The sequence below is a fragment of the Paucimonas lemoignei genome (assembly GCF_004342585.1).
Classification (GTDB): Bacteria; Pseudomonadota; Gammaproteobacteria; order Burkholderiales; family Burkholderiaceae_D; genus Paucimonas; species Paucimonas lemoignei.
In genome coordinates, this window is the sequence record NZ_SLZQ01000002.1 from 360,582 (window position 1) to 383,807 (window position 23,226).

Here is a 23,226-nt window from a genome sequence, read left to right on the forward strand (position 1 = left end):
GCGCGGATGGCATTCAGGGATAGCGTACCGGCTTGCCGGGCAGATCGGGCAGCGGGATGAACTCGGTCTCTCCCGGCACTGGCGCAAAGCGCTGTTCGCGCCAATCCTGCTTGGCTTGTTCGATACGGTCGGCAGAACTGGAAACGAAATTCCAGGTCAGGTAGCGCGGGCCATCCATCGGTTCGCCGCCCAGCAGCACGGCTCTGACATTCGCCGACACTGCCGCCAGCGTGACAGGTTTGCCGGGTTTTAATACGAGCAATTCGCCGGCATCGAAAGCGCCGTCGCGTCCGAGGTCGAGTTTGCCTTCCACGATATAAATGGCCCGCTCGGTATAGTCGGCCGGCAGTTCGATGCGCGCGCCCGCCTGCAACTGGAGGTCCACATAAAACAAGTCGGACAGCGTTTGCACCGGCGAGCGACGATTGAAGCAGCTGCCGGCGACGATGCGCGCCGTGATGCCTTCGCCTTCTTCCACTGGCAAGGCATCGATGCCGGTGTGACGGAAATCGGGCGCGCATTCCTCCTGCGCGCGCGGCAGCGCTACCCAGCATTGCAGGCCGAACAGCGAGGATTCATGCTGGCGAGTTTCCGACGCTGTGCGCTCGGAATGGACGATGCCGCTGCCGGCGGTCATCCAGTTGACGTCGCCGGGCCGAATGGCTTGCACGCTACCCAGACTGTCGCGATGCAGGATTTCGCCGGAAAACAGATAGGTCACCGTTGCCAGCCCGATGTGAGGATGCGGCCTCACATCGAGCCCTCGTCCCGGGGAAAACACGTGCGGTCCCATCTGGTCGAGAAATACATATGGTCCGACCATGCGCTTTTGCCGCGAGGGCAAGGCACGCCGCACTTCGAAGTTATCGCCCAGGTCGTGAGTGCGCGGCACTACCACGACTTCCAGGTCGCTATCGGGTGGCAAATCGAATTCGAGCGACATCGCTACTCCTCTTCGGTGACAATCCGGATTTCACCGGACAGGACTCTATGCATAGGACACTTATTGGCGATCTCGGTCAGCCGCGCGCGCTGCACGTCACCGAGATCGCCGACATAACGGATACGGCGGCGCAGCAGGTAGGCATCGCCTTCCTGGCCATGCTCGATCCGTACCTGCACATCCTCCAGCGGCCATGCCTTGCGGCGTGCGTACAAGACTAACGTCATGGCGGTGCAGGAACCTAGCGATGCAGCCAGCAAGTCGTGCGGCGACGGGCCGGTATCTTCGCCGCCATGCTGCGCCGACTCATCCGTGAGCAGCCGGTGCGATCCGATGCTGACCACATGCTGCAGCTTGCCCGTCCCCTTTCGTACGGTAACTTCCATTACAGATCCCGGAAGCTGGAACGCTTGCGCGCGGCAGCGTTATCCATGCTGGGCGCGCCTGCGCCGTATTTCACGAACAGCAGATAGCCGCCTGCCATGGCGAGGTTTTTCATGAAGTTGTTCATCTGGTTGGGATCGGCAAAGTTGGTATGGGCGACCACTGCGGTGGCAACCGAAAAGAGCGCCAGCATGGCCGCGACCCAGCGTGTCTTGAAGCCCAACAGCAAGGCCAGCCCGCCGCCCAGTTCGATCAGGATGACAAGCGGCGTAACGACCGCCGGCATGGGCAGCCCGAGATGCGCAAAGTATCCGGAAGTGCCGCTGAAGTTACTGAGCTTGCTCCAGCCGGAAATAATGTAGATATGCGACATCAAGATTCTTGCCGCGATTTCCAGTACCTTATCCATGCCGATCTCCTCGAGGTGTCGCAATCAATAGGTCCGACTCGCTGGCGCGGCCTGGCTTGGTGTCGTCAAGCTGTTCGAGCATCAAGTGGGATGCCTGCACTAGCAGCCAATTGCATGATACTCCACTGCACAATCACCTGAATGCCGGCAGGGCGTCCCCGTGAAGGAAGCTCATGCTGAAAGGATCTGCATGGCTTCCCGAAGGGCAGGTTCACATTATTTTTGCGCCAGTTTTTTCGCGATTTCCGCGACATGCCTGCCCTGAAACCGCGCCATGGCGAGTTCGTTCTCGCTCGGCATGCGCGAACCATCCCCGGCGGTAATGGTGGAGGCGCCGTACGGGCTGCCGCCTGTGATGGCATCCATTGACATCTGCCGGGCTTCAGAATAGGGCAGGCCAACGATGACCATGCCCTGGTGCAGCAAGGTCGTATGGAAGCTGGTCAGCGTGGTTTCCTGGCCGCCGTGCTGGGTGGCGGTACTGGTGAAGACACTGCCCACCTTGCCGATCAGCGCGCCTTTGACCCATAGTCCGCCTGTCTGGTCGAGGAAATTGCGCATTTGCGCGCACATGTTGCCGAAGCGGGTAGGCGTGCCGAAGATGATGGCGTCGGCTTCCGGCAAGTGGTCGACGGTAGCCACGGGCACGTGCGCAAAAGCCTGGCGTGCCGCCTTGGCGCCGGATTTTTCCAGCACGTCGTCAGGAACCAGTTCCGGCACCTGTAAGAGTGTGACTTCGACGTCATCGACTTCGTTTGCGCCGGCTGCCACGGCTTCGGCCATCTTATAGATATGGCCATGGGAACTGTAGAACACCACTTGCACCTTGATCGCCATAAGGCCTCCTGTCGGTTGCGCTCGCCGCCTGGAATAGGCAAGGCGAAATAGTGGATTTGATCTATTAGGAGGACGCAGGCTCCATCCAGCTCAGGCTTTTTAAGCGAGATTTGTGTCTAGACAAATGTGTGGATGGTTTGCTTTGGGGGAATCAAGCGCGGGAAGGTTCGACTGGCGGCTTTGCTGGCTATCTTTGAGGAGCAATCCCATGCTTGCGAGATAGAACCCGATTCGCGCCAGTATGGCGGCTTGAGCCTCAGCGCAAAAAAAATAAGGAGCCATGCGCAACCGCGCAGGCTCCTTAGTTTGGAATCAATCCGCTTACGCGAAATTCTTCGCGACGAAATCCCAGTTCACCAGGCTCCAGAAGGACTCGATGTACTTAGGACGGGCGTTACGGTAATCGATGTAGTAAGCGTGTTCCCAGACGTCGCAGGTCAGCAGCGGCTTGTCGGCGCTGGTCAGCGGGGTAGCGGCGTTGGAAGTGTTGACGATATCGACCGAGCCGTCTGCCTTCTTCACCAGCCAAGTCCAGCCGGAACCGAAATTGCCGATGCCCGACTTGGTGAATTCTTCCTTGAACTTGTCGAAAGAACCCCACTTGGCATTGATCGCCTCAGCCAGCGCGCCGGTCGGTGCGCCGCCGGCGTTGGGAGCCAGGCCATTCCAGTAGAACGTGTGGTTCCAGACTTGAGCAGCGTTATTGAATACGCCACCGGAAGATTTCTTGATGATGTCTTCGAGCGAAGCGTTTTCGAATTCGGTGCCCTTGATCAGGTTGTTCAGGTTGGTGACATAAGCCTGATGGTGTTTGCCATAGTGGTATTCCAGGGTTTCCTTGGAAATGTGCGGTTGCAGGGCATCCATCGCATACGGCAGCGGCGGCAAGGTATGTTCCATGAGCTTATCCTTTCTCGGTTGGCAATGATGGTTTTCTTGAAAGCGTCGCTATTGTATGACGGATGCGACAGGATTGCAGGATCAGCCACTGCAAATTTGTCTATTCCAAAGTCTGCTGCACGGACGCAACTCCGATATCCACCGTGCCTTTCGCCAGCCGCAAGCTGAGACTCTGACGCGGATGGACTTGTGACGGCGCGCGCACGATATTGCCGTGCGCATCGGTGATCATGGCGTAGCCGCGTTCGAGTGTCCGCTGCGGGTTGAGCAGTTCCAACTGCGCCGCCAGGCCGGCCAGTGCCAGCCGCCGCTGGGCCTGTTGGCTGGATATGGCGCCGTGCAGGCAACGGGCATGATCCAGCAGCCGGCGGCGATGCGTTGCCGTTTCCGGCAACTTGGCCGACAGGCGAATGCTCGCCTGCGCCAGGAGGTGGCGCGCGCGCGTCAGCGGGTCGCGCGTGGCATGCGCCAGGCGCGCCTGCATGCCCTTGAGCTTTAGGTGCTCGTGGCGGATCATGGCCGCCGGACTGACCAGCCGGCGCGAGTACCAGTCGACCGTTTGCGATGCATCCGCCAGTTGCCGGCGCAGGGCGCGTGTCAGGTCGTCGGCATGCGCTTCCAATGTGGCCAGCCAATCGACACGCGGCGTCGCGGCCAGTTCAGCTGCCGCTGTCGGCGTCGGGGCGCGCAGGTCGGCGGCAAAGTCCGCCAGCGTGAAATCGGTTTCATGGCCGACGCCGGAAATCACCGGCATGCTGCAGGCAACAATGGCGCGCGCCACGTCTTCATCGTTGAACGACCATAAATCCTCGATGCTGCCACCGCCACGGCATACCAGCAGCACATCGCATTCGGCGCGTGCCGATGCAGTGCGGATTGCCTCGGCGATTTTCGCTCCAGCGCCTTCGCCCTGCACCGGGGCAGGGTAAATGACCACCTGCACATGCGGCGCGCGCCGGCGCAATGCAGTCAGCACATCGCGCAGGGCGGCGGCTTGCAGGCTGGTGACGATACCGATCGTGCGCGGGAAAATGGGCAGGGGACGCTTGCGTGCCGCATCGAACAAGCCTTCGCGGGTCAACTTGTCCTTCAATTGCAGGAAGGCTTCGTACAGGTTGCCCAGGCCGGCCCGGCGCATCGCTTCCACGTTCAACTGGTAATCGCCGCGCGGCGCATACAACGTCACCAGCGCCCGCACCTCGACCTTGTCGCCCTCCTTCGGCATGAAGCCGGCGTATTGGGCACGCCCGCGAAACATGACCGCCCGCACCTGCGCGCCTTCATCCTTTAGCGTGAAATACCAGTGGCCGGAAGCCGCACGTGTGAAATTCGAGATCTCGCCCGCCACCCAGCACAGTGGAAAATTTCTTTCCAGCATGCGTGCCACGGTCTGGTTTAAGGCCGAAACGCTTAGAACTTGCTGCTCATTACTTGGTTCACTGTCTACTTTGTCTATGTTCATAACCCTTGACCTGAATCACCTATCCACAATGGTTGAGTTTTGTCAATTTCTTTTACTTTGGAAATTTATTTCCTTTTGTTAATCGTAAGTGTTTGATTTAAAAGAATAATATTTCCTGCTCGCATACTGTGCAATGGGAAATTGTTCTTCTAAATCAATAACTTTCATCAACATTTGAGAAATACCCACAAAGTTATCCACAGAAACTGTGTAGAAATTGCTTATTTGTTCACATTGCGGCTGTTGTGGCCTGTATTCCAATGATGCTTGCTCACAATGGCCCAACACGTTACATTCTTCACCTTGCGCGGCATGCCGCGCTTTTGTCTGTTGCATCGTATCGAGGAGTGTCTTTTGTTCGCCATTATCCAAGCGGCAGGCTGGCCCATCTGGTTTTTGCTGGCCGCCTCAGTCATCGCGCTTACCCTCATCATTGAACGTTTATTGTACCTGCGCCGTAACCGCATCCTGCCCCCCAATTTGCTGCAGGAAGTGATCCGTGTTTATCACAATGGCAAGGTCAATGCCGATGTCGTGACCAAGCTGGAACAGAATTCGCCGCTGGGACGTGTGTTGGCGGCTGGTTTGCGCAATGTGGATGCGCCTCGCGATGTCATGAAGGAATCGATCGAAGAAGCCGGGCAAGGCACGGCGCACGAACTGGAGCGCTTCCTGACCACGCTCGGCACGATTGCCAGTCTGGCGCCGTTGATGGGCCTGTTCGGCACCATCGTCGGCATGATCGAAATTTTCGGCGCGCAAAATGCCACCGGCACCAACCCGGCCGAACTGGCGCATGGTATTTCGGTAGCCCTGTACAACACCGGTTTTGGCCTGGCGATCGCCATGCCGACCCTGGTTTTCTACCGCCATTTCCGCGCGCTGGTGGACAGCTTCATTGTCGACATGCAGCAGCAGGCAGTGAAATTCGTCGATACCGTGCATAGCGTGCGCAAGTAAAGAGGCGCAATCAGCATGGCAATGGATTTTCGCAAAGGGCGCATGCGCGAAGAACCGGAAATCAACCTGATTCCGTTCATCGACGTGCTGCTGGTGATTCTCATCTTCCTGATGGTTACCACCACCTATAGCCGCTTCACCGAGCTGCAGATCACGCTGCCCACGGCGGAAGCAGAAAAATCGGTCAAGCGGCCGGTTGAAATCAATGTTGGCGTCGATGCGCAAAACCGCTACGCCATCAATAATGCCCAAGTGGCTTACCACGATCCCGCCGGCCTGGCCGAAGACTTGAAAAAAGCCGCAGCTGAAGGCGGCAACCAGGAAGACCCGGTCATCATCATCAACGCCGATGCCGCCGCCGCGCATCAAACCGTGATCAATGTCCTGGAAGCCGCGCGCTTGGCCGGCTTTGCCAAGATCACCTTCGCAGCCCAGACCGGCGGCAAGAAGTAGGTCGTCGGCCGCCGATGCGTCAGCGACTGGAATCCCTGTTGCCCCGCGCCTGGATGCGGCGCGGCCCGCTGGCGCTGGCGCTGCTGCCTTTGTCCTGGCTGTTCGGCATAATCGGAGCAGTGCGCCGCAAGCTGTATGCCGCCGGTTGGCTGGCGTCTTCCCGCTTGCCTGTACCGGTCATCGTAGTCGGTAACATTTTTGTTGGCGGCACCGGCAAGACTCCCTTCTCAATATGGCTGGTAAAAGCCTTGCGCGATGCCGGGTATTCGCCAGGAGTCGTGTCGCGCGGCTATGGCGCCAGCGCCGCTGCCACGCACCACGTAACAGCCCAGTCCTCACCGGCGGAAGCCGGTGACGAACCGCTCCTGATCGCCTCGCGCGCAGCTTGCCCTGTCATGGTGGGGCGCGACAGGGCAGCGGCGGGCCGTGCCTTGCTGGCAGCACACCCTGAAGTCGATCTGATCATTACGGATGATGGTCTGCAGCACTATGCCTTGCAGCGCGATATCGAGATCGTGTTATGCGACGATCGCGGCAACGGCAATGGCTGGCTTTTGCCAGCCGGGCCCTTGCGCGAACCGGCCCGCCGCCGCCGCGACTTCACCGTTGTGAATACCAGCGGGGCTCTGCCCAACGTGCCGCAGCCGGCTTTCCGCATGCGGCTTGATGGCACGTTCGCCGAGCGCCTATCCAATTCCGGCGAGAAGCAAGCGCTCACCGCTTGGTGGCAGGCGAATACTCCAGGCTTCTCTTCGGCGCCAGAAACAAAATCCCTCAAGCTCGCTGCAGCAGCCGGTATCGGCAACCCGGGTCGGTTCTTCGCCATGCTGCGTGCGAGCGGGCTGGAGTTTGAAGAATTGCCATTACCCGACCATTTCGACTTCGCCAGCAACCCATTTGAGGGAATATCCGCCGATGTCATCCTGATCACGGAGAAGGATGCAGTAAAATGTAGGCAACTGGATGCGCTGAAACACGATCCCCGTTTGTGGGTGGTGCCGGTAACGGCCCGGATCGAAGGCGCATTGCTTGACCAACTACTGGAGAAACTTCGTGGACGCTCGCCTGCTTGATGTTCTGGTTTGCCCGATTTGCAAGGGCCCGCTGGTATACGACAAGAAAGCTCAGGAACTGATTTGCAACCCTGATAAGCTGGCCTATCCTATCCGCGACGGCATTCCCATCATGTGGGCCGACGAAGCGCGTGACCTTCACGCCAAGCCGGCAGAATCCGCGCCGCTGGCTGATTAATTCAAATATCGGGCTAGTCCCGCCGTCGGCCGCCCGTTCGGCCAACGGGCCTCGCAGTATATATAGATAAAATAATGTCCTTCACTGTCATTATTCCCGCTCGCATGGCGTCGACCCGCCTGCCCAACAAGCCGCTTGCCGATCTGGGCGGCAAACCGATGGTCGTGCGGGTGGCCGAACGCGCCGCACTGTCCGGTGCAACCCAGGTTGTCGTCGCCACCGACCATGCCGATATTCTTGCCGCATGCAGGCAGCATGGCGTAGCCGCACAGTTGACGCGCGCGGATCATCCATCGGGCACCGACCGTATCGCCGAAGTCGCGGCTGCGCTCAAGTTGCCTCCCGAAGCTGTCGTCGTCAATGTGCAGGGAGATGAGCCGCTGATCGATCCCGCCCTGATTGCCGCAACCGCTCGTTGCATTGCAGCGGATGTGCCGATGGCGACTGCCGCTCACCCGATTGCCGAGGTGGCGGAGGTGTTCAACCCGAACGTCGTCAAGGTAGTGCTCGACAAGGCTGGCCGCGCTTTATATTTTTCGCGCGCGACGATTCCCTGGCATCGGGATGGGTTCGCAAATAGTAGGGAAGTGCTGCCGTCAGCTTACGCGCCATTGCGCCATATCGGCTTATACGCCTATAGCAATGCGTTCCTGCAGAATTATCCCAGGCTGGAAGTCTCGCCGCTGGAGCAAATTGAAGCGCTGGAGCAGTTGCGCGTACTCTGGCATGGCTATCCCATCGCAGTTCATGTCACTGATAGTGCGCCGGCAGCCGGTGTCGATACGCCTGAAGATCTGGATCGCGTTAGACAGCATTTTAATGATTGAATGCCGCAAAACAGTGCAAACCCCCGGTTTGATCAATTTCTGTGGTAACTTTCGTGCAAGTGTAGTGTGGTATAAAAGCATATAAATACATCAAATGTCCTGGCTGATGTTGCGCCGGACATGTCAACTGGTTTCAAAACTTGTTTTAGGAAATACGATGCGTCTCATCCTTTTGGGAGCGCCAGGTGCCGGCAAGGGCACCCAGGCCACTTATATCAAAGAAAAATACGGTATCCCGCAAATCTCGACCGGCGACATGCTGCGCGCAGCCGTCAAGGCCGGCACCGAGCTGGGTCTGGCTGCCAAGAAGGTCATGGATGCCGGCGGCCTGGTGTCGGATGACATCATCATCGGCCTGGTCAAGGATCGCCTGAAAGAGCCGGATTGCGCCAATGGCTACCTGTTCGACGGTTTCCCGCGCACGATTCCCCAGGCTGACGCCATGAAGGAAGCTGGCGTGGCGATCGACTACGTGCTGGAAATCGACGTGCCCGACGAAGCCATCATCGAACGCATGAGCGGTCGTCGCGTGCATCCGGCATCCGGCCGCACCTATCATGTCAAGTTCAACCCGCCCAAGGTCGAAGGCAAGGATGACGTCACCGGCGAAGAACTGATCCAGCGCGACGACGACAAGGAAGACACCGTCAAGAAGCGCCTGCAGGTCTATCATGACCAGACCGAAGTGCTGGTGGATTACTACAACAAGTGGGCGCAGTCCGGCCAGCCGGGCGCGCCGAAATACCGCAAGATTGCCGGCGTCGGACCGGTCGAAGCGATCCGCGAGGCAGCATTCGCGGCGCTGGAAAACTGATAGTAAAGCGGACTTCAGGTCCGCTTTTTTGCATCTCCAGGGATCCTGCCGCCGGCTTCGGCTGTCGCCAGGATTGGCCCGCACAAAATAATAAGCAAACGGGCCGCGGAAAAGTTTTTGCATGGTAGTGCCTGAACTTTGTCGTTAAACAGGGAGAGAGAAATGGGAGATGCAGCTCTATGGTTCGCCGTCGCCTGCGGCCTTATCGCCGTCATTTATGGCCTGATCTCGCGTAGCTGGATCCTGCGCCAGGATCCCGGCAATGCGCGCATGCAGGAAATCGCCGGTGCAGTGCAACAAGGCGCGGCAGCCTACCTCGCGCGCCAGTACAAGACCATCGCCATCGTCGGCATCGTGCTGGCCATCCTGATCGGCGTTTTCCTTGATGCGGTCGCGGCCGCCGGTTTCGTGCTCGGGGCAGTTCTCTCAGGCGCCTGCGGCTTCATCGGCATGAATGTCTCGGTGCGGGCCAACGTGCGCACCGCCCAGGCCGCCACGCGAGGAATTGGCCCGGCGCTGGATGTGGCTTTCCGCGGCGGCGCCATCACCGGCATGCTGGTGGTCGGGCTTGGGCTGCTCGGCGTTTCCCTGTTCTTCTGGTATCTCACCGGCGGCACCAATGTCAGTGCCGGTACGCTCAAGCCTTTGCTGGGGCTGGCCTTCGGCGCATCGCTGATCTCGATTTTTGCGCGTTTGGGCGGCGGTATCTTCACCAAGGGGGCAGACGTTGGCGCCGATCTGGTCGGCAAGGTCGAAGCCGGCATTCCCGAGGATGATCCGCGCAACCCTGCGGTGATCGCGGATAACGTCGGTGACAACGTCGGCGACTGTGCCGGCATGGCAGCCGACTTGTTCGAGACGTACGCGGTGACGCTGATCGCTACCATGACGCTGGGCGCATTGATGGTCACGGGCGCGCCGCTCGACGCCGTGCTGTATCCGTTGGTGCTGGGCGGCGTGTCGATCATCGCATCCATCATCGGCTGCAGCTTCGTCAAGGCCAAGCCGGACATGAGAAACGTTATGCCCGCCTTGTATCGCGGCCTGATCGTCGCCGGCGTGATTTCCCTGGTTGCCTTCTATTTCGTCACTGATTGGCTGTTTCCCCAGCCGGTGACTGTCGCCGGCGGCAAGTCCATTGGCGCCTTCGCCCTGTTCGGTTCCTGTGTGGTCGGTTTGCTCCTGACCGCATTGATGGTCTGGGTCACCGAGTACTACACGGGCACCAATTACAAGCCGGTGCAGCATGTCGCGCAGGCTTCCACCACCGGTCACGGCACCAATATCATCGCCGGTCTTGGCGTATCGATGAAATCCACTGCCTGGCCGGTGCTCTTTGTCTGTGCGGCGATCTGGACGTCCTATGGTCTGGGCGGCCTCTACGGCATTGCCGTGGCAGCGACCTCGATGCTGTCGATGGCCGGCATCATCGTCGCGCTGGATGCGTACGGACCTATCACCGATAACGCCGGCGGCATCGCTGAAATGGCCGAGCTGCCTGAGAGTGTGCGCGATATTACCGACCCGCTCGATGCGGTCGGCAATACGACCAAGGCGGTGACCAAGGGCTACGCCATCGGCTCGGCCGGCCTGGCGGCGCTGGTGCTGTTCGCCGACTATACCCATGCGCTCGAAGCACGCAACATCAGCCTGCGCTTCGACCTGTCGGACCACATGGTGATCATCGGCCTTTTTATCGGTGGCCTGATTCCGTATCTGTTCGGCGCCATGGCCATGGAGGCGGTCGGCCGTGCCGCCGGCGCGGTAGTGGAGGAAGTGCGCCGGCAATTCCGCAGCATCAATGGCATCATGGAAGGCACCGGCAAGCCGGAGTATGGCAGGGCAGTGGACATGCTGACGACGGCGGCAATCAAGGAAATGGTCTTGCCATCGCTGCTGCCGGTGGTGGTGCCGATCGTGGTCGGGCTTGTGTTGGGGCCGGTAGCGCTCGGCGGTCTGCTGATGGGCACGATCGTCACCGGCCTGTTCGTGGCCATTTCCATGTGTACCGGCGGGGGTGCCTGGGATAACGCCAAAAAATATATCGAAGACGGCCACCACGGCGGCAAGGGTTCCGATGCGCACAAGGCAGCCGTAACCGGCGATACCGTGGGCGATCCTTATAAAGATACGGCTGGACCGGCAGTCAATCCGCTCATCAAGATCATCAATATCGTTGCGCTGCTGATCGTGCCGCTATTGCCGGCTGTGGCTTGAAATTCGCATTACGCATTCAATGAAGGCAGCTGCGGCTGCCTTTTCTGTTTGGTCTTACGCTGCTTGTGCTGCCTATTGACTGCTGCCTACTACGCGCTACGTATGATTTGCGCATCATGGCGGTGAGGAATTCCCACAAGGCACGGTAGCTTTGCTACCCTGTCGGCATGGCAGGAGACCAAAAGACAATCGGCCTGGTATTGACAGGCGGTGGCGCGCGCGCCGCCTACCAGGTGGGCGTGCTGCAAGCCGTGCAAGCGATCTTGCGCGAAGCGGGGCGGGCGGAGTCGCGCTCGCCATTCGACATAGTTTGCGGCACGTCTGCCGGCGCCATCAATGCAACCGCACTGGCGTGCCGCGCCGACGACTTTGCCGAGGGTGTCGGCAAGCTGGTGGAAGTGTGGGAAAACTTCCAGGTCGATCAGGTGTACCGGGCGGATTCGCTGGGCGTCTTGCGATCCGGCGCGCGCTGGCTCTCGCTCCTTTCGTTCGGCTGGCTTCTGCGGGCCTGGCATGCCAGTCCGCCGATGTCTCTCTTGAACAATACACCGCTGGTCAGCCTGCTGCACCGCATGCTGGACCTGCCGCGCCTGGACGCCGCGCTGGCAAATGGCGATTTGCGCGCGCTGGCTGTGACGGCATCATCCTATACGGCAGGACACCACCTTACTTTTTACCAGAGCGCGGTCGATATCGAACCCTGGAAGCGCAGCCAGCGCTTTGCGGTGCAGACGCAGATCAGCGTCGAGCATCTGCTGGCCTCGTCGGCGATCCCACTCATATTTCCCGCCACGCCTATCTACTGCAACGACCGGCTGGAGTATTTCGGCGACGGCTCCATGCGCCAATTGGCGCCGATTTCTCCGGCGATTCATCTCGGGGCCGACAAGGTTCTGGTGATCGGCGCCGGACGCCTGGTGGAGCCGGATGCTTCGTCTCACGGGGCAGCCGGCTATCCTAGCCTGGCGCAGATAGCCGGCCATGCGCTGTCCAGCATTTTCCTGGATAGCCTGGCGGTGGATATCGAACGCCTGAATCGCATCAACAATACGCTTTCCCTGTTGACCGAGGAGCAGCGCAAAAAAACCGCATTGCGGCCTGTCGATATGCTGATCATCGCGCCGTCCGAACGGCTGGACAGCATCGCCAGCCGCCATGTCGGCAGTCTGCCATTGCCGATCCGAACGCTGTTACGCGGCATCGGCGCCACCGAAGTCCGCGGCGCGGCGCTGGCTTCCTATCTGCTGTTTGAAGCAAGCTATACCGGCGAGCTGATCCGGCTGGGATGGAAAGATACGCAAGCACGTAAAGACGACGTCCTGGCCTTTTTCGAGACTGATCGTCGCTTGGTTCGCCGCACACCGGTGCTACCCTCCGTGGCGGAACAAATGTCGGCAGGTAGCGAGTAAAAAGAAAGCCGGCTAGTGCCGGCTTTCGGGAAGTTTATTATCTGGCTTACTAGCGACCCTGGCGGAAATTGCCGCCATTGTAGTCGCGGTGATGATGGTGATGATGGCCGGGACGCTGCTCGACATAATACGGCTGTCCGTAGGTGACGTAGCCGCTGCCGCCATACACCACTACAGGAGCCGGTTCCACATACACCGGCTGAGGCTGCACATACACTGGCTGGGGATAAGCATACACCGGCGGTGGCGGAGCATACACTACTGCAGGCCCGGAACTAATGCCAACCGACCAGTTGACGCCGGAACGGTCGCCCGCGTGTGCCACGGATGTCACTGCGGACAAGGCAAGCAGCATACCGGCAAGCGTGGCAGAGAAAAATTTTGAGTTCATGGCGATTCCTTATATTCACTGGTATCTATTAGACGCCAGTTTTTAGAGGAATGGGGTAGCGTATGCGGCTCGTGGACGACAAATTTTTGCAACAATTTGTATCTGCTCTGGAATCTTAAAAGTTAGATCACTAATGTTGATCCTTAACAGGTATTTTGATGCCTGCACCTGGCATAAAGCTACAGATTTGTCGGCAAATCTATCGAGTAATGCGTTGTAAAAACGTAAATTAGTTGATTCATTTTCAGCAACAAGTTACGCTACAGCATTAGTGCTTTAATTCCTGCTTAAGAAACTTGGCATTGAAAACATGAGGTTTATGGCGTGAACCTGGCAAGACGCATCATCTTTGCTTTCATAGCCCTCTTGCTCTCTTTTGGCGTCTGGGCCAAGGGGCCAGCGCCGCTAGGCGTTATCGCGGTACGCGACTTGCCGGTAGAAGCGCAAGAAACCCTGGTCCTGATCAAACGCGGAGGTCCCTATCCCTATGCCAAGGATGGCGTAATTTTCAAAAATTACGAGGGAATATTACCTAGAAAAGAGCGTGGGTATTATCGCGAATTCACGGTGAAAACGCCGGGCGTCCGCCATCGGGGAGCACGCCGGATCATTTCCGGCGGAACGCTACAGCAGGGGCAAGAATACTTTTATACCGATGACCACTATGTCAGTTTCAAGCGTATCAGAGAATAATCATCAAGGCGCAGAGCCCATGAATTTGCTGATGAGCGTGTCGCCCAACGTGGTGCAGTCGATTCGCGCCTTTCGCGTAAGCGATCTGCAGGAAGAGGCGAAGCGCCTCGGGCAGCATTTTCTTTATGCTTATTGTGCTGATGCGACTACCAAACTACAGGTCCTGTCGGTCATCGCCACGGCTTTTCATTTCCCCAGGCATTTCGGAAAAAACTTCGATGCCCTGGAAGACTGCCTGACTGATTTGCCATTCAAGGCGGGAAAGCAGCCTGGTTTCCTGATCGTCCTGGAACAGTTGCCCAATACGCCGAAATTCGACCGGGATGCCCGCGAAACCCTGCTGGATGTATTTCGCGATGCGGCGGATTTCTGGGCCGATAAAAAAGTCCCGTTCCGGGTCTTTTATTCATTCCAGTGAGTGACACACGGTATTGGCTTTCTCTTATTTGGCCAATAAATGACGGTTTTGCCATCGTTTGACCTGCATTTCGACGCAGGCTTCCTGCCGGGCAAGGGTGCACGTGCGGTACAATGCCGGCCATGAAAAATCTAGTTATTCTGATTTCCGGGCGTGGCAGCAACATGCAAGCCATCGTTGAAGCGGCGCAATCGGAAAAATGGCCGGTCAATATCGCCGCCGTTATCAGTAATCGTGCCGATGCAGCCGGCCTTGAGTACGCTGCAGCCAAAGGTATTCCAACTGCAGTAGTCGTGAGCAAGAACTACCCGGATCGCGCGGAATTCGATGCGGCATTGCAGGCTGAAATCGACCGTTATGCCCCCAACCTGGTAGTTCTCGCGGGCTTCATGCGCATCTTGACTGCCCCGTTCGTCGAGCATTATGCCGGCCGCATGATGAATATCCATCCCTCGTTGCTGCCGAGCTTCCCGGGGCTGGCGACTCACCAGCAAGCCTTGAGCTTTGGCGTCAAAGTGCATGGCGCGACTGTTCATTTTGTCACTGCCGATCTTGACCACGGGCCTATCGTGGCGCAGGCGGCTGTCCCCGTGCTGGCGGGAGATACGGAACATTCGCTGTCCGAACGTGTCTTGCAGCAGGAACACATTATTTATCCACGCGCAGTACGCTGGTTTCTCGAAGGGCGGCTGACGATCGTGGAAGGGCGTGTCGAAGTCGCCGGCGAAGTTTAAGCCTGGCCATAGCTCGCCCTAAGTTAGTCATTTAAAAAAGGAATATTCATGAGATTGCCACCCGCAATCATCGGCCATACCGATGACGTCTTGCGCGAAGTCCTGCGTTTCGCCGGGCCGGCGGACGTCACGTTGTCACGTTATTTTCGCGACCATCCCAAGCTCGGCTCGCGTGAGCGTGGCGTGATTGCCGAAGCAGTCTATTCAGTTTTGCGCAACAAGCTTGTCTACACCAATTTCGCCGAGTCCGGCAGCGGCCCGGCAATGCGCCGCATGAGCTTGCTCGGATTGGCGGAGACCGTCGGCTTCGATGCGCTGGGCGGGCTGGAGGAGCAAGAGTCGCAATGGTTGTCGCGCGTGATGCAGATCGATCGCGCCACCTTGCCTTTGGCCTTGCGTACCAACCTGCCGCCATGGCTGTTCGACAAGCTGCTGGCGCGCGAAGGAGAGGCCGGACTTGAGGAATTGGCCGCGGCTTTGAATCGTCCGGCGCCGCTCGACTTGCGCGTCAATAGCCTGAAAGCCTCGCGCGAGGATGTCATTCGCGAATTGGCGCAAGCACCGATTATTGCCGAGCCGACGCCTTATGCGCCGCTGGGCATCCGCATCATGAAAAAGCCGGCATTGCAGAATCTGCCGCTGTTTCAAAGCGGCGCCATCGAAGTGCAGGACGAGGGCAGCCAGTTGCTGGCCCAGATCGTCGGCGCCAAGCGCGGCGAGATGGTGGTGGACTTCTGTGCCGGCGCCGGCGGCAAGACCCTGGCGCTCGGCGCGGCGATGCGCAATACCGGCCGCCTGTATGCCTTCGATGTTTCCGACAAGCGCCTGGCTAAGTTGAAGCCGCGCCTGGCGCGCAGCGGTTTATCCAACGTGCATCCGGTCGTCATCGCCCACGAGAACGACGCCAAGGTCAAGCGCCTGGCGGGCAAGGTGGACCGCGTGCTGGTCGATGCACCTTGCACAGGACTGGGCACCTTGCGCCGCAATCCGGACATGAAGTGGCGCCAGACGCCGGAAGCGGTCGCTGAACTGAACGGCAAGCAGGCATCGATCCTCGCCAGCGCCTCGCGCCTGGTGAAAGCCGGCGGACGCCTGGTCTATGCCACCTGCAGCCTGCTGGATGAAGAAAACCAGGCAATCGTCGAACAATTCCTGGCTACCCATGCCGACTTTGCGCTGGTGCCGATGAGCGAAGTGCTGGCCGAGCAAAAAATCGCGCTGGAAATGCAAGGCTACTTGCAGATGATGCCGCAACGGCACCAGACTGACGGCTTCTTTGCCGCCGTCCTGCAACGCGGGAAGTAAATACTGTGAAGTCGACGCTGTTGTCGCCCTTGTGGCAAGACGTCTGGAACGATTTGCAGCATCCCGACGTGCTATGGCAAGTCGTTGCCGTCGCAGCTTGTGTGGCGGTTTCATGGGGAATTGCGCGGATCTTGCGGCCGCATTTGTCGGCGCAAGACCGGCAGCGGCGGATTCTCCAGATGGGCGTCGAAGGCATTGCCCCGGCTTTATGGCCCTTGCTGGCATTTCTGCTGGCCTGGTTGACCCGGATCGCTTTCAGCCAGTGGCAGTCGGTTCATCTGTTGCGCCTGGCGACGACGCTGATCGGCAGTTTCGCGCTGATTCGCCTGGCCTTCTACGTTTTGCGCCGGGTATTCGTGCGCGGCGGGCGGGTCAGCCCCACACTCCTGCTGGTGGAGCGGGCGATCTCCACCTTGGTCTGGGCTGGCGTTGCCTTGCACGTGACGGGACTCCTGCCTGAATTGCTCGAATTCCTGGCGCAGACCAAATTACCAATTGGAAAGAGTCAAGTCTCCATCCTGGCGATTCTCCAGGCAGCGCTTTTCGTTATCGTCACATTGATCGCCGCTTTATGGATCGGCGCGACGATCGAGGCGCGTCTGATGCATATCGACGGCATGCATCGTTCCTTGCGCGTGGTGCTGGTACGTCTCAATAAGTCGGTCTTGATCGTGGTGGCAGTGCTGATCAGCCTATCGCTGGTCGGGATCGACCTGACGGTATTGTCGGTATTCGGCGGCGCATTGGGGGTCGGCCTTGGCCTTGGCTTGCAAAAAATCGTCAGTAACTATGTGTCAGGCTTCATCATCCTGCTGGAGCGCAGCCTGACGATCGGCGACGTGGTAACGGTCGATAAATATACCGGTACGATCCGCGAAATTAACACCCGATATACAACATTGCGTGGTGGCGATGGGGCGGATGCGATCATTCCCAATGAAATGCTTTTGTCCAACGCGGTACAGAACCAGTACCTCAGTGATCGGTCAATACGTCAGGTAACAAAAGTTAGCGTGGGTTATGAGTCGGATATCGATCAGGTGTTGCGCTTGCTGGGGGATACGGTGGCAAGCGTGCCAAGAGTGTTGCAAAACCCCGCTCCAGCTGTATTCCTGATGAATCTCGGGGCAGACGGACTGGAACTGGATGTGTCTTTCTGGATTGGCGACCCGGAAAATGGACGGGGAAATGTGTTGTCGGACGTCAATATTGCCATCCTGCGCGCTCTCAATGCGCATCAGATCAATATTCCATACCCACAGCGTGAAGTAAGATTAGTTAGCAAAAATGAAACTTGATTTCTCGGGGTGCCTGGAGAAAAAAGGGTACAATGCAGAGAAGATCAATAAAAACATGGGTTTAAACGTGGCTTTGAGCATTAGGCGAAGCTGAGGAAGAGATGAATTTTTGGAGCATGAACACATTGGATACAATCTTGAATTTTCTGGCGAATGGTCTGACTGGCGCCAGCGGCTGGGAAATACTCGTCTACACTCTGATAGTGACCCATATCACCATCGCGGGCGTGACGCTGTATCTGCATCGTTGCCAGGCTCATCGGGGACTGGAGTTGCACGCCATCCCCAGTCACTTTTTCCGCTTCTGGCTGTGGCTGACCACCGGCATGATGACCAAGCAGTGGGCAGCCATCCATCGCAAGCACCACGCCAAATGCGAAACTGAAGAAGATCCGCACAGCCCGGTCACGCGCGGCATTAAAAAGGTCTTCCTTGAAGGCGCCGAGCTGTATCGCGCCGAGGCCAAGAATGCCGAAACCATGGAGAAATACGGCCATGGCACGCCGGATGACTGGATCGAACATAACCTGTACTCGAAGCACAGCGGCAAAGGCATCGTGCTCATGCTGATCATTAACGTCCTGCTGTTCGGCGTTATTGGCCTGTCCGTCTGGGCGGTGCAGATGTTCTGGATTCCCTTTTGGGCTGCCGGCGTGGTCAATGGTATCGGTCACTTCTGGGGCTACCGCAACTACGACTGCACTGATGCATCGACCAACGTTTTCCCATGGGGCATCATCATCGGCGGTGAAGAGCTGCACAACAATCACCACACTTTCGGTACTTCCGCCAAGTTTTCTTCGAAGTGGTACGAGTTCGATATTGGCTGGATGTATATCTGCATCCTGAAGAGCGTCGGCCTGGCCAAGGTAAAGAAGGTTGCGCCCGTGCCCAAGTTCGACCGCGAGAAATTGGTCGCCGACTTTGCTACCCTGCAGGCAGTCATCGCCAACCGCTACGATGTCATGGCGAAGTACGCTAAATCATTGAAGCAAGCCTGGCACGAAGAACTGGAGCATTTGAAATCCAAGTCGCAGCTGGAGTCGGGCGTGCTGAAATCGTCGCGCAAGCTGCTGGAGAGTGAACCGGCCAAGCTGGCTGAGCCGCAAAAGCTGCAGCTTTCTGCCGTGCTGGCGCATAGCAAGCCACTGAAAACCATGCACGACATGCGTGTCGAACTGGCTGGAATCTGGGATCGTTCGCATGCCAGCCGCGAACAATTGCTCCAGCAACTGCAAGACTGGTGCGCGCGTGCCGAATCTTCCGGCATCAAGGCGCTGCAGGAATTCTCGATGCGTTTGCGCAGCTATGCCTAAGGCTTAGTGCGATGTAAAAGAGACGGCCCGCCATGCGGGCCGTTTTTATTTTCAGGGTGCGTGCTCTTCTAAAGGCCCGATCCGGCTCTGCAAGCAAATTGACGGGCAAGCTTGACCAACGCAAGCCAGTGGCAGGGCAATAAAAAACCCGCAGTGTTTTTCGCTGCGGGTTTTTTGCGATTCCAGGATCAATTACTTGATCTTGGTTTCCTTGTATTCGACATGCTTGCGTGCCTTGGGATCGAACTTCATGATCGCCATTTTTTCAGGCATGGTGCGCTTGTTCTTGGTAGTGGTATAGAAGTGACCGGTACCTGCGGTCGACTCCAGCTTGATTTTGTCGCGGCCAGATTTCGCCATGATGAATTCCTTTGTTTAAATTACTGCAGCTTAGATCTTTTCGCCACGAGCACGCATGTCGGCCAGAACGGCGTCGATGCCGATCTTGTCGATGACGCGCAGGCCGGCGTTGGACAGGCGCAGCGAAACCCAGCGGTTTTCGGATTCAACGAAAATGCGGCGGTTTTGCAGGTTCGGCAAAAAGCGACGCTTCGTCTTGTTGTTTGCATGGGAAACGTTGTTGCCGACCATCGGCCCCTTCCCGGTGACTTGGCAAACACGTGCCATGATTAACTCCTTAAAAATTCCGAAATTTGGAAAAACGTGAGTTTATCGGAAAAACCTCGGTATTTCAATAACTTGCGAAAAACAATTGTGTCTTAAAATAATGGTTTTATTTAACAATGTGCGTGTTGTGTATAACAACCGTAAAGAACGCTTTTCAAGAGAGGGCTAATCAACGATTCTGGAAAAGGCGCTGTGAATAAAGCTTGATTAATAAAGCGCTATTAATCAAGCGCTACAGCTGCCCATGCTCCGCGAACGAATGGACCTGGTGGCCCGCGACGATGAAGTGATCCAGTACCCGCACATCCACCAGCGCCAGGGCCTGCTTCAGGGCTTGCGTCAGGCTGTGGTCGGCAGCGCTGGGTTCCGGAGTGCCGGAAGGATGGTTGTGCGCAAAGATGACGCTTTCCGCATTATGAGCCAGCGCGGCCTTGACGATTTCACGCGGATAGACGCTGGTGTGCGTGAGCGTGCCGCGAAACAGCTCTTCACTGGCGAGCAGGCGGTTTTTTACATCAAGGAACAATACAACGAAAGCTTCATAGGCTTTTGTGGCCAGCAGCAATTGCAGGTAATACCGCACGGCTTGCGGCGAACTGAGCGTCGTGCCGGCTTTTAGCTGTTCCGCCATCGCGCGTCGCGCCAGTTCCAGCACGGCTTGCAACTGCGCGTATTTTGCCGGACCGAGACCATTGATTTGAGAGAACTCGGCAAGCCGGGAAGAGAACAAGCGGTTTAACGAACCAAAATGGCCGACCATGTCTCGCCCAAGATCCACCGCACTTTTGCCGGGCACGCCCACACGCAAAAATACGGCGAGAAGCTCGGCATCGGATAGCGCCTGCGCGCCCTGTCGGATCAGGCGTTCGCGCGGACGTTGTTCTTCGGGCCAGTCAGTAATTGCCATAGGCAACGAGAATATATTGTTACTTTGTAATGGCTTTGCGTATGCGCAAGAACATGAGAAACAACGCTTTTGTTCCGAGCTGGCTTAAAATAGGCGGTTGCTCTGCATTTCGGAATATTCCATGTCAAATTCGTCACAACCAGTCGTTACCGAATCGTCCTATCTCACCCTGCATTACCGTCTGACTTCGATGGCGGGCGAGGATATCATCAGCACCTTCCAGGACACGCCGGCAACGCTGCAGCTTGGCCAGAACCAGTTGGCGCCATCGCTGGAAGCAATCCTGCTTGGATTGCCCGAGGGAACTCATCAAACATTCGAGCTGACGCCTGAACAGGCATTCGGTCCGCGCAATCCGGATTTGCTGCAGCGGGTATCGCGCACTACTCTGGAAGAAAACTCCAATCCCGGCGAAAGCTTTACCGTGGGCGACCTGGTGGATTTCGCCGCGCCCGGTGGCGGTCGTTTTGCCGGCGTGCTGCTGGAGATTAACGATAACGATGCGCTGTTCGATTTCAACCATCCGCTGGCCGGCCAGCCGGTCAAGTTTGAAGTCAAGATCATCGGCGTGCTATAACAATAAGCGAACCGGCATTGGTGCCGATTCCGCCAGCAATAAGGATCCAGCATGGATAAAGAAATTCTACTGGCGCAGCCGCGCGGCTTTTGTGCAGGTGTCGACCGCGCCATTGAAATAGTCGAGCGCGCATTGGCTCAATTCGGTGCGCCGATCTACGTGCGCCACGAAATCGTGCACAACGCCTATGTGGTGGAAGACCTGCGCAACAAGGGTGCGATCTTCATCGAGGAGCTGGCGGATGTCCCGGCTGGCAATACCGTCATCTTTTCCGCGCATGGCGTATCCAAGGCCATCGAGGCGGAAGCGCAAGAGCGTGGACTGAAAGTGTTCGACGCGACTTGTCCGCTGGTGACCAAGGTCCACATGGAAGTCGCCAAGATGCGTCGCGAAGGCCGCGAAATCATCATGATCGGCCACGCCGGCCACCCGGAAGTCGAGGGCACCATGGGCCAGGTGGAAGAGGGAATGCACCTGGTCGAAACCGTCGAGGATGTCGAGCGGCTGGAAGTGCGCAACCCGGAATTGCTGGCTTACGTGTCGCAGACTACCTTATCGGTGGACGATACGGCCGATATCATTGCCGCGCTCAAGCGGCGCTTCCCTGCGATTGCCGAACCCAAGAAAGGCGATATTTGCTACGCCACCACCAATCGCCAGGAAGCTGTGAAGTTCATGGCGCCGCAGGTGGATCTGGTGATCGTGGTCGGCAGCCCGAACAGCTCCAATTCCAACCGTCTGCGCGAAGTCGCACGCAAGAAGGGCACGGAAGCCTACATGGTCGACAATGCGAGCCAAATCGATGCGGCATGGCTGAAGGATAAAAAGCGGGTTGGCGTGACGGCGGGCGCATCGGCTCCGGAAGTACTGGTGAAGCAGGTGATCGATCGCCTGAAGGAATATGGCGCGCAAAGCGTGCGCCCGCTGGAAGGCGTCGAAGAAAACGTGACTTTCCCATTGCCGAAAGGCCTGAGCGGGCAACAGCTAGCGCAAGGCTGATAAAGGCAGGCCGTGCTCTGCATCCCGCCATGCAGAGTGCCTGTCAGCCAGGAATGGTTCTTGCTGCGATGGAGACAGCAGCAATTGCACCGTAATCGCCACACACTATAACTATTAAAAATGGACATATTCATCCAGCAGATCCTCAACGGCCTGGTCCTGGGTAGCATGTATGCGCTGATTGCCCTTGGCTATACCATGGTGTATGGGGTGCTTAACCTCATCAACTTCGCGCATGGCGATGTGCTGATGATCGGCGCCATGGTCGGTCTCTGGATTCTTCAATTTGTCGATGCCGCGATGCCCGGCTTGCCTGGTCCGGTAAAGCTGCTGATTGCCATCGCCGGCGCGATTCCTGTCTGTGTGCTGGTCAACGTGATTATCGAACGCGTGGCCTATCGCCGCTTGCGCAATGCGCCGCGCCTGGCGCCGCTGATTACAGCCATCGGCGTTTCCATCCTGCTGCAGACGTTTGCCATGATGATCTGGGGACGTAACCCGTTGCCGTTCCCGCAGGTGATGCCGTCGGAACCATTCGAGATTTTTGGCGCATTGCTGTCGTCCACGCAGGTCATGTTGCTGGCGCTGGCTGTCATATCGATGGCAGGCCTGGTATTCCTGGTTGAGAAGACGCGCATGGGACGCGCCATGCGGGCCACGGCAGAGAATCCCCGGGTTGCCGGCCTGATGGGGGTGGACGCCAACCGCGTGGTGATGTTTACCTTTGCCGTTGGTGCCGCGCTTGCTGCCGTAGCCGGCGTCATGTGGGGCGCGAATTACGCCTCGGCGCAATTTGCCATGGGCTTCACTCCCGGCATCAAGGCATTTTCTGCTGCTGTCCTGGGGGGCATCGGTAATATCTATGGCGCCATGGCGGGCGGTATTCTGCTTGGCCTGATCGAGAGCCTGGGAGCCGGCTATATCGGTGAATTGACCGGCGATTTCCTCGGTAGCCAGTACCAGGATATCTTCGCCTTCATCGTCCTCATCATCGTGCTGACCTTGCGCCCGTCCGGCATCATGGGTGAGCGCGTCGCTGACCGCGCATAAGGAGGCAGCCTTGTTCTATTTCGACTACCGCCATCATCCGCGCCG

General features: G+C 57.9%; 28 protein-coding genes. 17 read left to right on the top strand and 11 right to left on the bottom strand.

Features of this window, described 5'->3' with window-relative positions:
• Positions 1–13: 13 nt before the first annotated feature.
• From EDC30_RS04915 to EDC30_RS04945, 7 genes are all read right to left on the bottom strand, one after another.
• Positions 14–943, bottom strand: a complete 930-nt coding sequence (locus tag EDC30_RS04915) for a pirin family protein (protein ID WP_132257667.1) — start codon at positions 941–943, stop codon at positions 14–16.
• Between the two features lie 2 nt (positions 944–945).
• Positions 946–1,329, bottom strand: a complete 384-nt coding sequence (locus EDC30_RS04920) for an OsmC family protein (protein WP_132257668.1) — start codon at positions 1,327–1,329, stop codon at positions 946–948.
• On the bottom strand, positions 1,329–1,736 hold the full coding sequence (locus EDC30_RS04925; protein ID WP_207907209.1) for a DoxX family protein: 408 nt from the start codon (positions 1,734–1,736) through the stop codon (positions 1,329–1,331). The genes EDC30_RS04920 and EDC30_RS04925 overlap by 1 nt, the downstream gene beginning before the upstream one ends.
• 216 nt (positions 1,737–1,952) lie before the next feature.
• Complete coding sequence (gene wrbA, locus EDC30_RS04930; RefSeq protein ID WP_132257669.1) at positions 1,953–2,573, bottom strand: NAD(P)H:quinone oxidoreductase; 621 nt, start codon at positions 2,571–2,573, stop codon at positions 1,953–1,955.
• Positions 2,574–2,894: 321 nt separating this feature from the next.
• Entirely contained in the window at positions 2,895–3,473 is a 579-nt protein-coding gene (sodB, locus tag EDC30_RS04935; protein WP_132257670.1) for a superoxide dismutase [Fe], read from the bottom strand.
• Positions 3,474–3,573: 100 nt separating this feature from the next.
• A complete protein-coding gene (gene xseA / locus EDC30_RS04940; protein ID WP_132257671.1) occupies positions 3,574–4,935 on the bottom strand; it encodes an exodeoxyribonuclease VII large subunit in 1,362 nt (453 codons plus the stop codon).
• A gap of 78 nt (positions 4,936–5,013) precedes the next feature.
• The gene (locus tag EDC30_RS04945) at positions 5,014–5,307 is read right to left on the bottom strand and encodes a hypothetical protein (RefSeq protein ID WP_165973733.1); all 294 of its coding nucleotides are present in this window, start codon (positions 5,305–5,307) and stop codon (positions 5,014–5,016) included.
• Between EDC30_RS04945 and EDC30_RS04950 the strand changes: the two genes are divergently transcribed.
• The 8 genes from EDC30_RS04950 to EDC30_RS04985 all read left to right on the top strand — a co-directional run bounded on the left by EDC30_RS04950 (position 5,290) and on the right by EDC30_RS04985 (position 12,866).
• Positions 5,290–5,895 (top strand): MotA/TolQ/ExbB proton channel family protein, encoded by a 606-nt coding sequence (locus tag EDC30_RS04950; RefSeq protein ID WP_132257673.1) that lies wholly within the window; start codon positions 5,290–5,292, stop codon positions 5,893–5,895. The two genes, EDC30_RS04945 and EDC30_RS04950, sit on opposite strands and share 18 nt — an antisense overlap.
• Before the next feature lie 21 nt (positions 5,896–5,916).
• Positions 5,917–6,348 carry an ExbD/TolR family protein gene (locus tag EDC30_RS04955; protein ID WP_132257786.1) on the top strand — a complete coding sequence of 144 codons (432 nt, stop codon included), beginning with the start codon at positions 5,917–5,919 and terminating at the stop codon, positions 6,346–6,348.
• 14 nt (positions 6,349–6,362) lie between these two features.
• Positions 6,363–7,421, top strand: a complete 1,059-nt coding sequence (lpxK, locus tag EDC30_RS04960; RefSeq protein ID WP_132257674.1) for a tetraacyldisaccharide 4'-kinase — start codon at positions 6,363–6,365, stop codon at positions 7,419–7,421.
• On the top strand, positions 7,402–7,599 hold the full coding sequence (locus tag EDC30_RS04965; protein WP_132257675.1) for a Trm112 family protein: 198 nt from the start codon (positions 7,402–7,404) through the stop codon (positions 7,597–7,599). Before lpxK ends, EDC30_RS04965 begins: the two co-directional genes overlap by 20 nt.
• Positions 7,600–7,673: 74 nt before the next feature.
• Positions 7,674–8,426, top strand: a complete 753-nt coding sequence (gene kdsB, locus EDC30_RS04970; RefSeq protein ID WP_132257676.1) for a 3-deoxy-manno-octulosonate cytidylyltransferase — start codon at positions 7,674–7,676, stop codon at positions 8,424–8,426.
• Between the two features lie 157 nt (positions 8,427–8,583).
• A complete protein-coding gene (gene adk, locus EDC30_RS04975; protein WP_132257677.1) occupies positions 8,584–9,240 on the top strand; it encodes an adenylate kinase in 657 nt (218 codons plus the stop codon).
• A gap of 162 nt (positions 9,241–9,402) precedes the next feature.
• On the top strand, positions 9,403–11,457 hold the full coding sequence (locus tag EDC30_RS04980; RefSeq protein ID WP_132257678.1) for a sodium-translocating pyrophosphatase: 2,055 nt from the start codon (positions 9,403–9,405) through the stop codon (positions 11,455–11,457).
• A gap of 167 nt (positions 11,458–11,624) precedes the next feature.
• The gene (locus EDC30_RS04985) at positions 11,625–12,866 is read left to right on the top strand and encodes a patatin-like phospholipase family protein (protein ID WP_132257679.1); all 1,242 of its coding nucleotides are present in this window, start codon (positions 11,625–11,627) and stop codon (positions 12,864–12,866) included.
• Between the two features lie 49 nt (positions 12,867–12,915).
• On the opposite strand, the gene EDC30_RS04990 is transcribed toward EDC30_RS04985, so the two are convergent.
• Positions 12,916–13,257 carry a PXPV repeat protein gene (locus EDC30_RS04990; protein WP_132257680.1) on the bottom strand — a complete coding sequence of 114 codons (342 nt, stop codon included), beginning with the start codon at positions 13,255–13,257 and terminating at the stop codon, positions 12,916–12,918.
• A 324-nt stretch (positions 13,258–13,581) separates the two neighbouring features.
• Here EDC30_RS04990 and EDC30_RS04995 point away from each other — a divergent pair, with 324 nt between their 5' ends.
• The 6 genes from EDC30_RS04995 to EDC30_RS05020 all read left to right on the top strand — a co-directional run bounded on the left by EDC30_RS04995 (position 13,582) and on the right by EDC30_RS05020 (position 19,021).
• Positions 13,582–13,950: a guanyl-specific ribonuclease gene (locus EDC30_RS04995; RefSeq protein ID WP_243656653.1), complete on the top strand. Its 369-nt coding sequence runs from the start codon at positions 13,582–13,584 to the stop codon at positions 13,948–13,950.
• Positions 13,913–14,368 carry a barstar family protein gene (locus tag EDC30_RS05000; protein ID WP_424446898.1) on the top strand — a complete coding sequence of 152 codons (456 nt, stop codon included), beginning with the start codon at positions 13,913–13,915 and terminating at the stop codon, positions 14,366–14,368. Before EDC30_RS04995 ends, EDC30_RS05000 begins: the two co-directional genes overlap by 38 nt.
• Positions 14,369–14,490: 122 nt before the next feature.
• The gene (gene purN / locus EDC30_RS05005) at positions 14,491–15,102 is read left to right on the top strand and encodes a phosphoribosylglycinamide formyltransferase (RefSeq protein WP_132257682.1); all 612 of its coding nucleotides are present in this window, start codon (positions 14,491–14,493) and stop codon (positions 15,100–15,102) included.
• 48 nt (positions 15,103–15,150) lie between these two features.
• A complete protein-coding gene (locus tag EDC30_RS05010; RefSeq protein ID WP_132257683.1) occupies positions 15,151–16,407 on the top strand; it encodes an RsmB/NOP family class I SAM-dependent RNA methyltransferase in 1,257 nt (418 codons plus the stop codon).
• Between the two features lie 5 nt (positions 16,408–16,412).
• Positions 16,413–17,705, top strand: a complete 1,293-nt coding sequence (locus EDC30_RS05015; protein ID WP_243656654.1) for a mechanosensitive ion channel family protein — start codon at positions 16,413–16,415, stop codon at positions 17,703–17,705.
• Positions 17,706–17,821: 116 nt separating this feature from the next.
• Positions 17,822–19,021 (top strand): DesA family fatty acid desaturase, encoded by a 1,200-nt coding sequence (locus tag EDC30_RS05020; RefSeq protein WP_132257684.1) that lies wholly within the window; start codon positions 17,822–17,824, stop codon positions 19,019–19,021.
• 192 nt (positions 19,022–19,213) lie between these two features.
• On the opposite strand, the gene rpmG is transcribed toward EDC30_RS05020, so the two are convergent.
• The 3 genes from rpmG to radC all read right to left on the bottom strand — a co-directional run bounded on the left by rpmG (position 19,214) and on the right by radC (position 20,555).
• Positions 19,214–19,381: a 50S ribosomal protein L33 gene (gene rpmG / locus EDC30_RS05025; protein ID WP_119785276.1), complete on the bottom strand. Its 168-nt coding sequence runs from the start codon at positions 19,379–19,381 to the stop codon at positions 19,214–19,216.
• A gap of 30 nt (positions 19,382–19,411) precedes the next feature.
• On the bottom strand, positions 19,412–19,648 hold the full coding sequence (rpmB, locus tag EDC30_RS05030) for a 50S ribosomal protein L28 (protein ID WP_132257685.1): 237 nt from the start codon (positions 19,646–19,648) through the stop codon (positions 19,412–19,414).
• Between the two features lie 232 nt (positions 19,649–19,880).
• Positions 19,881–20,555 (bottom strand): RadC family protein, encoded by a 675-nt coding sequence (gene radC / locus EDC30_RS05035; RefSeq protein WP_132257686.1) that lies wholly within the window; start codon positions 20,553–20,555, stop codon positions 19,881–19,883.
• 121 nt (positions 20,556–20,676) lie between these two features.
• Here radC and EDC30_RS05040 point away from each other — a divergent pair, with 121 nt between their 5' ends.
• The 3 genes from EDC30_RS05040 (at position 20,677) to EDC30_RS05050 (ending at position 23,181) form a co-directional block, all read left to right on the top strand.
• On the top strand, positions 20,677–21,132 hold the full coding sequence (locus tag EDC30_RS05040) for an FKBP-type peptidyl-prolyl cis-trans isomerase (protein ID WP_132257687.1): 456 nt from the start codon (positions 20,677–20,679) through the stop codon (positions 21,130–21,132).
• 51 nt (positions 21,133–21,183) lie between these two features.
• Positions 21,184–22,131 (top strand): 4-hydroxy-3-methylbut-2-enyl diphosphate reductase, encoded by a 948-nt coding sequence (gene ispH, locus EDC30_RS05045; protein ID WP_132257688.1) that lies wholly within the window; start codon positions 21,184–21,186, stop codon positions 22,129–22,131.
• Between the two features lie 120 nt (positions 22,132–22,251).
• A complete protein-coding gene (locus tag EDC30_RS05050) occupies positions 22,252–23,181 on the top strand; it encodes a branched-chain amino acid ABC transporter permease (protein WP_132257689.1) in 930 nt (309 codons plus the stop codon).
• Positions 23,182–23,226 lie beyond the last annotated feature (45 nt).

Excerpts from the sequence above, each read along its gene's own strand:
- ispH (WP_132257688.1), top strand. The coding sequence starts at position 21,184 with ATGGATAAAGAAATTCTACTGGCGCAGCCGCGCGGCTTTTGTGCAGGT.
- EDC30_RS05050 (WP_132257689.1), top strand. The coding sequence starts at position 22,252 with ATGGACATATTCATCCAGCAGATCCTCAACGGCCTGGTCCTGGGTAGC.
- rpmG (WP_119785276.1), bottom strand. The coding sequence starts at position 19,381 with ATGGCGAAATCTGGCCGCGACAAAATCAAGCTGGAGTCGACCGCAGGT.
- xseA (WP_132257671.1), bottom strand. The coding sequence starts at position 4,935 with ATGAACATAGACAAAGTAGACAGTGAACCAAGTAATGAGCAGCAAGTT.
- purN (WP_132257682.1), top strand. The coding sequence starts at position 14,491 with ATGAAAAATCTAGTTATTCTGATTTCCGGGCGTGGCAGCAACATGCAA.
- EDC30_RS05010 (WP_132257683.1), top strand. The coding sequence starts at position 15,151 with ATGAGATTGCCACCCGCAATCATCGGCCATACCGATGACGTCTTGCGC.
- EDC30_RS04915 (WP_132257667.1), bottom strand. The coding sequence starts at position 943 with ATGTCGCTCGAATTCGATTTGCCACCCGATAGCGACCTGGAAGTCGTG.
- lpxK (WP_132257674.1), top strand. The coding sequence starts at position 6,363 with ATGCGTCAGCGACTGGAATCCCTGTTGCCCCGCGCCTGGATGCGGCGC.
- EDC30_RS04925 (WP_207907209.1), bottom strand. The coding sequence starts at position 1,736 with ATGGATAAGGTACTGGAAATCGCGGCAAGAATCTTGATGTCGCATATC.
- sodB (WP_132257670.1), bottom strand. The coding sequence starts at position 3,473 with ATGGAACATACCTTGCCGCCGCTGCCGTATGCGATGGATGCCCTGCAA.
- EDC30_RS05040 (WP_132257687.1), top strand. The coding sequence starts at position 20,677 with ATGTCAAATTCGTCACAACCAGTCGTTACCGAATCGTCCTATCTCACC.
- radC (WP_132257686.1), bottom strand. The coding sequence starts at position 20,555 with ATGGCAATTACTGACTGGCCCGAAGAACAACGTCCGCGCGAACGCCTG.
- EDC30_RS05000 (WP_424446898.1), top strand. The coding sequence starts at position 13,913 with ATGACCACTATGTCAGTTTCAAGCGTATCAGAGAATAATCATCAAGGC.
- rpmB (WP_132257685.1), bottom strand. The coding sequence starts at position 19,648 with ATGGCACGTGTTTGCCAAGTCACCGGGAAGGGGCCGATGGTCGGCAAC.
- EDC30_RS04920 (WP_132257668.1), bottom strand. The coding sequence starts at position 1,329 with ATGGAAGTTACCGTACGAAAGGGGACGGGCAAGCTGCAGCATGTGGTC.
- kdsB (WP_132257676.1), top strand. The coding sequence starts at position 7,674 with ATGTCCTTCACTGTCATTATTCCCGCTCGCATGGCGTCGACCCGCCTG.
- wrbA (WP_132257669.1), bottom strand. The coding sequence starts at position 2,573 with ATGGCGATCAAGGTGCAAGTGGTGTTCTACAGTTCCCATGGCCATATC.
- EDC30_RS05020 (WP_132257684.1), top strand. The coding sequence starts at position 17,822 with ATGAACACATTGGATACAATCTTGAATTTTCTGGCGAATGGTCTGACT.
- EDC30_RS04990 (WP_132257680.1), bottom strand. The coding sequence starts at position 13,257 with ATGAACTCAAAATTTTTCTCTGCCACGCTTGCCGGTATGCTGCTTGCC.
- EDC30_RS04985 (WP_132257679.1), top strand. The coding sequence starts at position 11,625 with ATGGCAGGAGACCAAAAGACAATCGGCCTGGTATTGACAGGCGGTGGC.
- EDC30_RS04980 (WP_132257678.1), top strand. The coding sequence starts at position 9,403 with ATGGGAGATGCAGCTCTATGGTTCGCCGTCGCCTGCGGCCTTATCGCC.
- adk (WP_132257677.1), top strand. The coding sequence starts at position 8,584 with ATGCGTCTCATCCTTTTGGGAGCGCCAGGTGCCGGCAAGGGCACCCAG.
- EDC30_RS04955 (WP_132257786.1), top strand. The coding sequence starts at position 5,917 with ATGGATTTTCGCAAAGGGCGCATGCGCGAAGAACCGGAAATCAACCTG.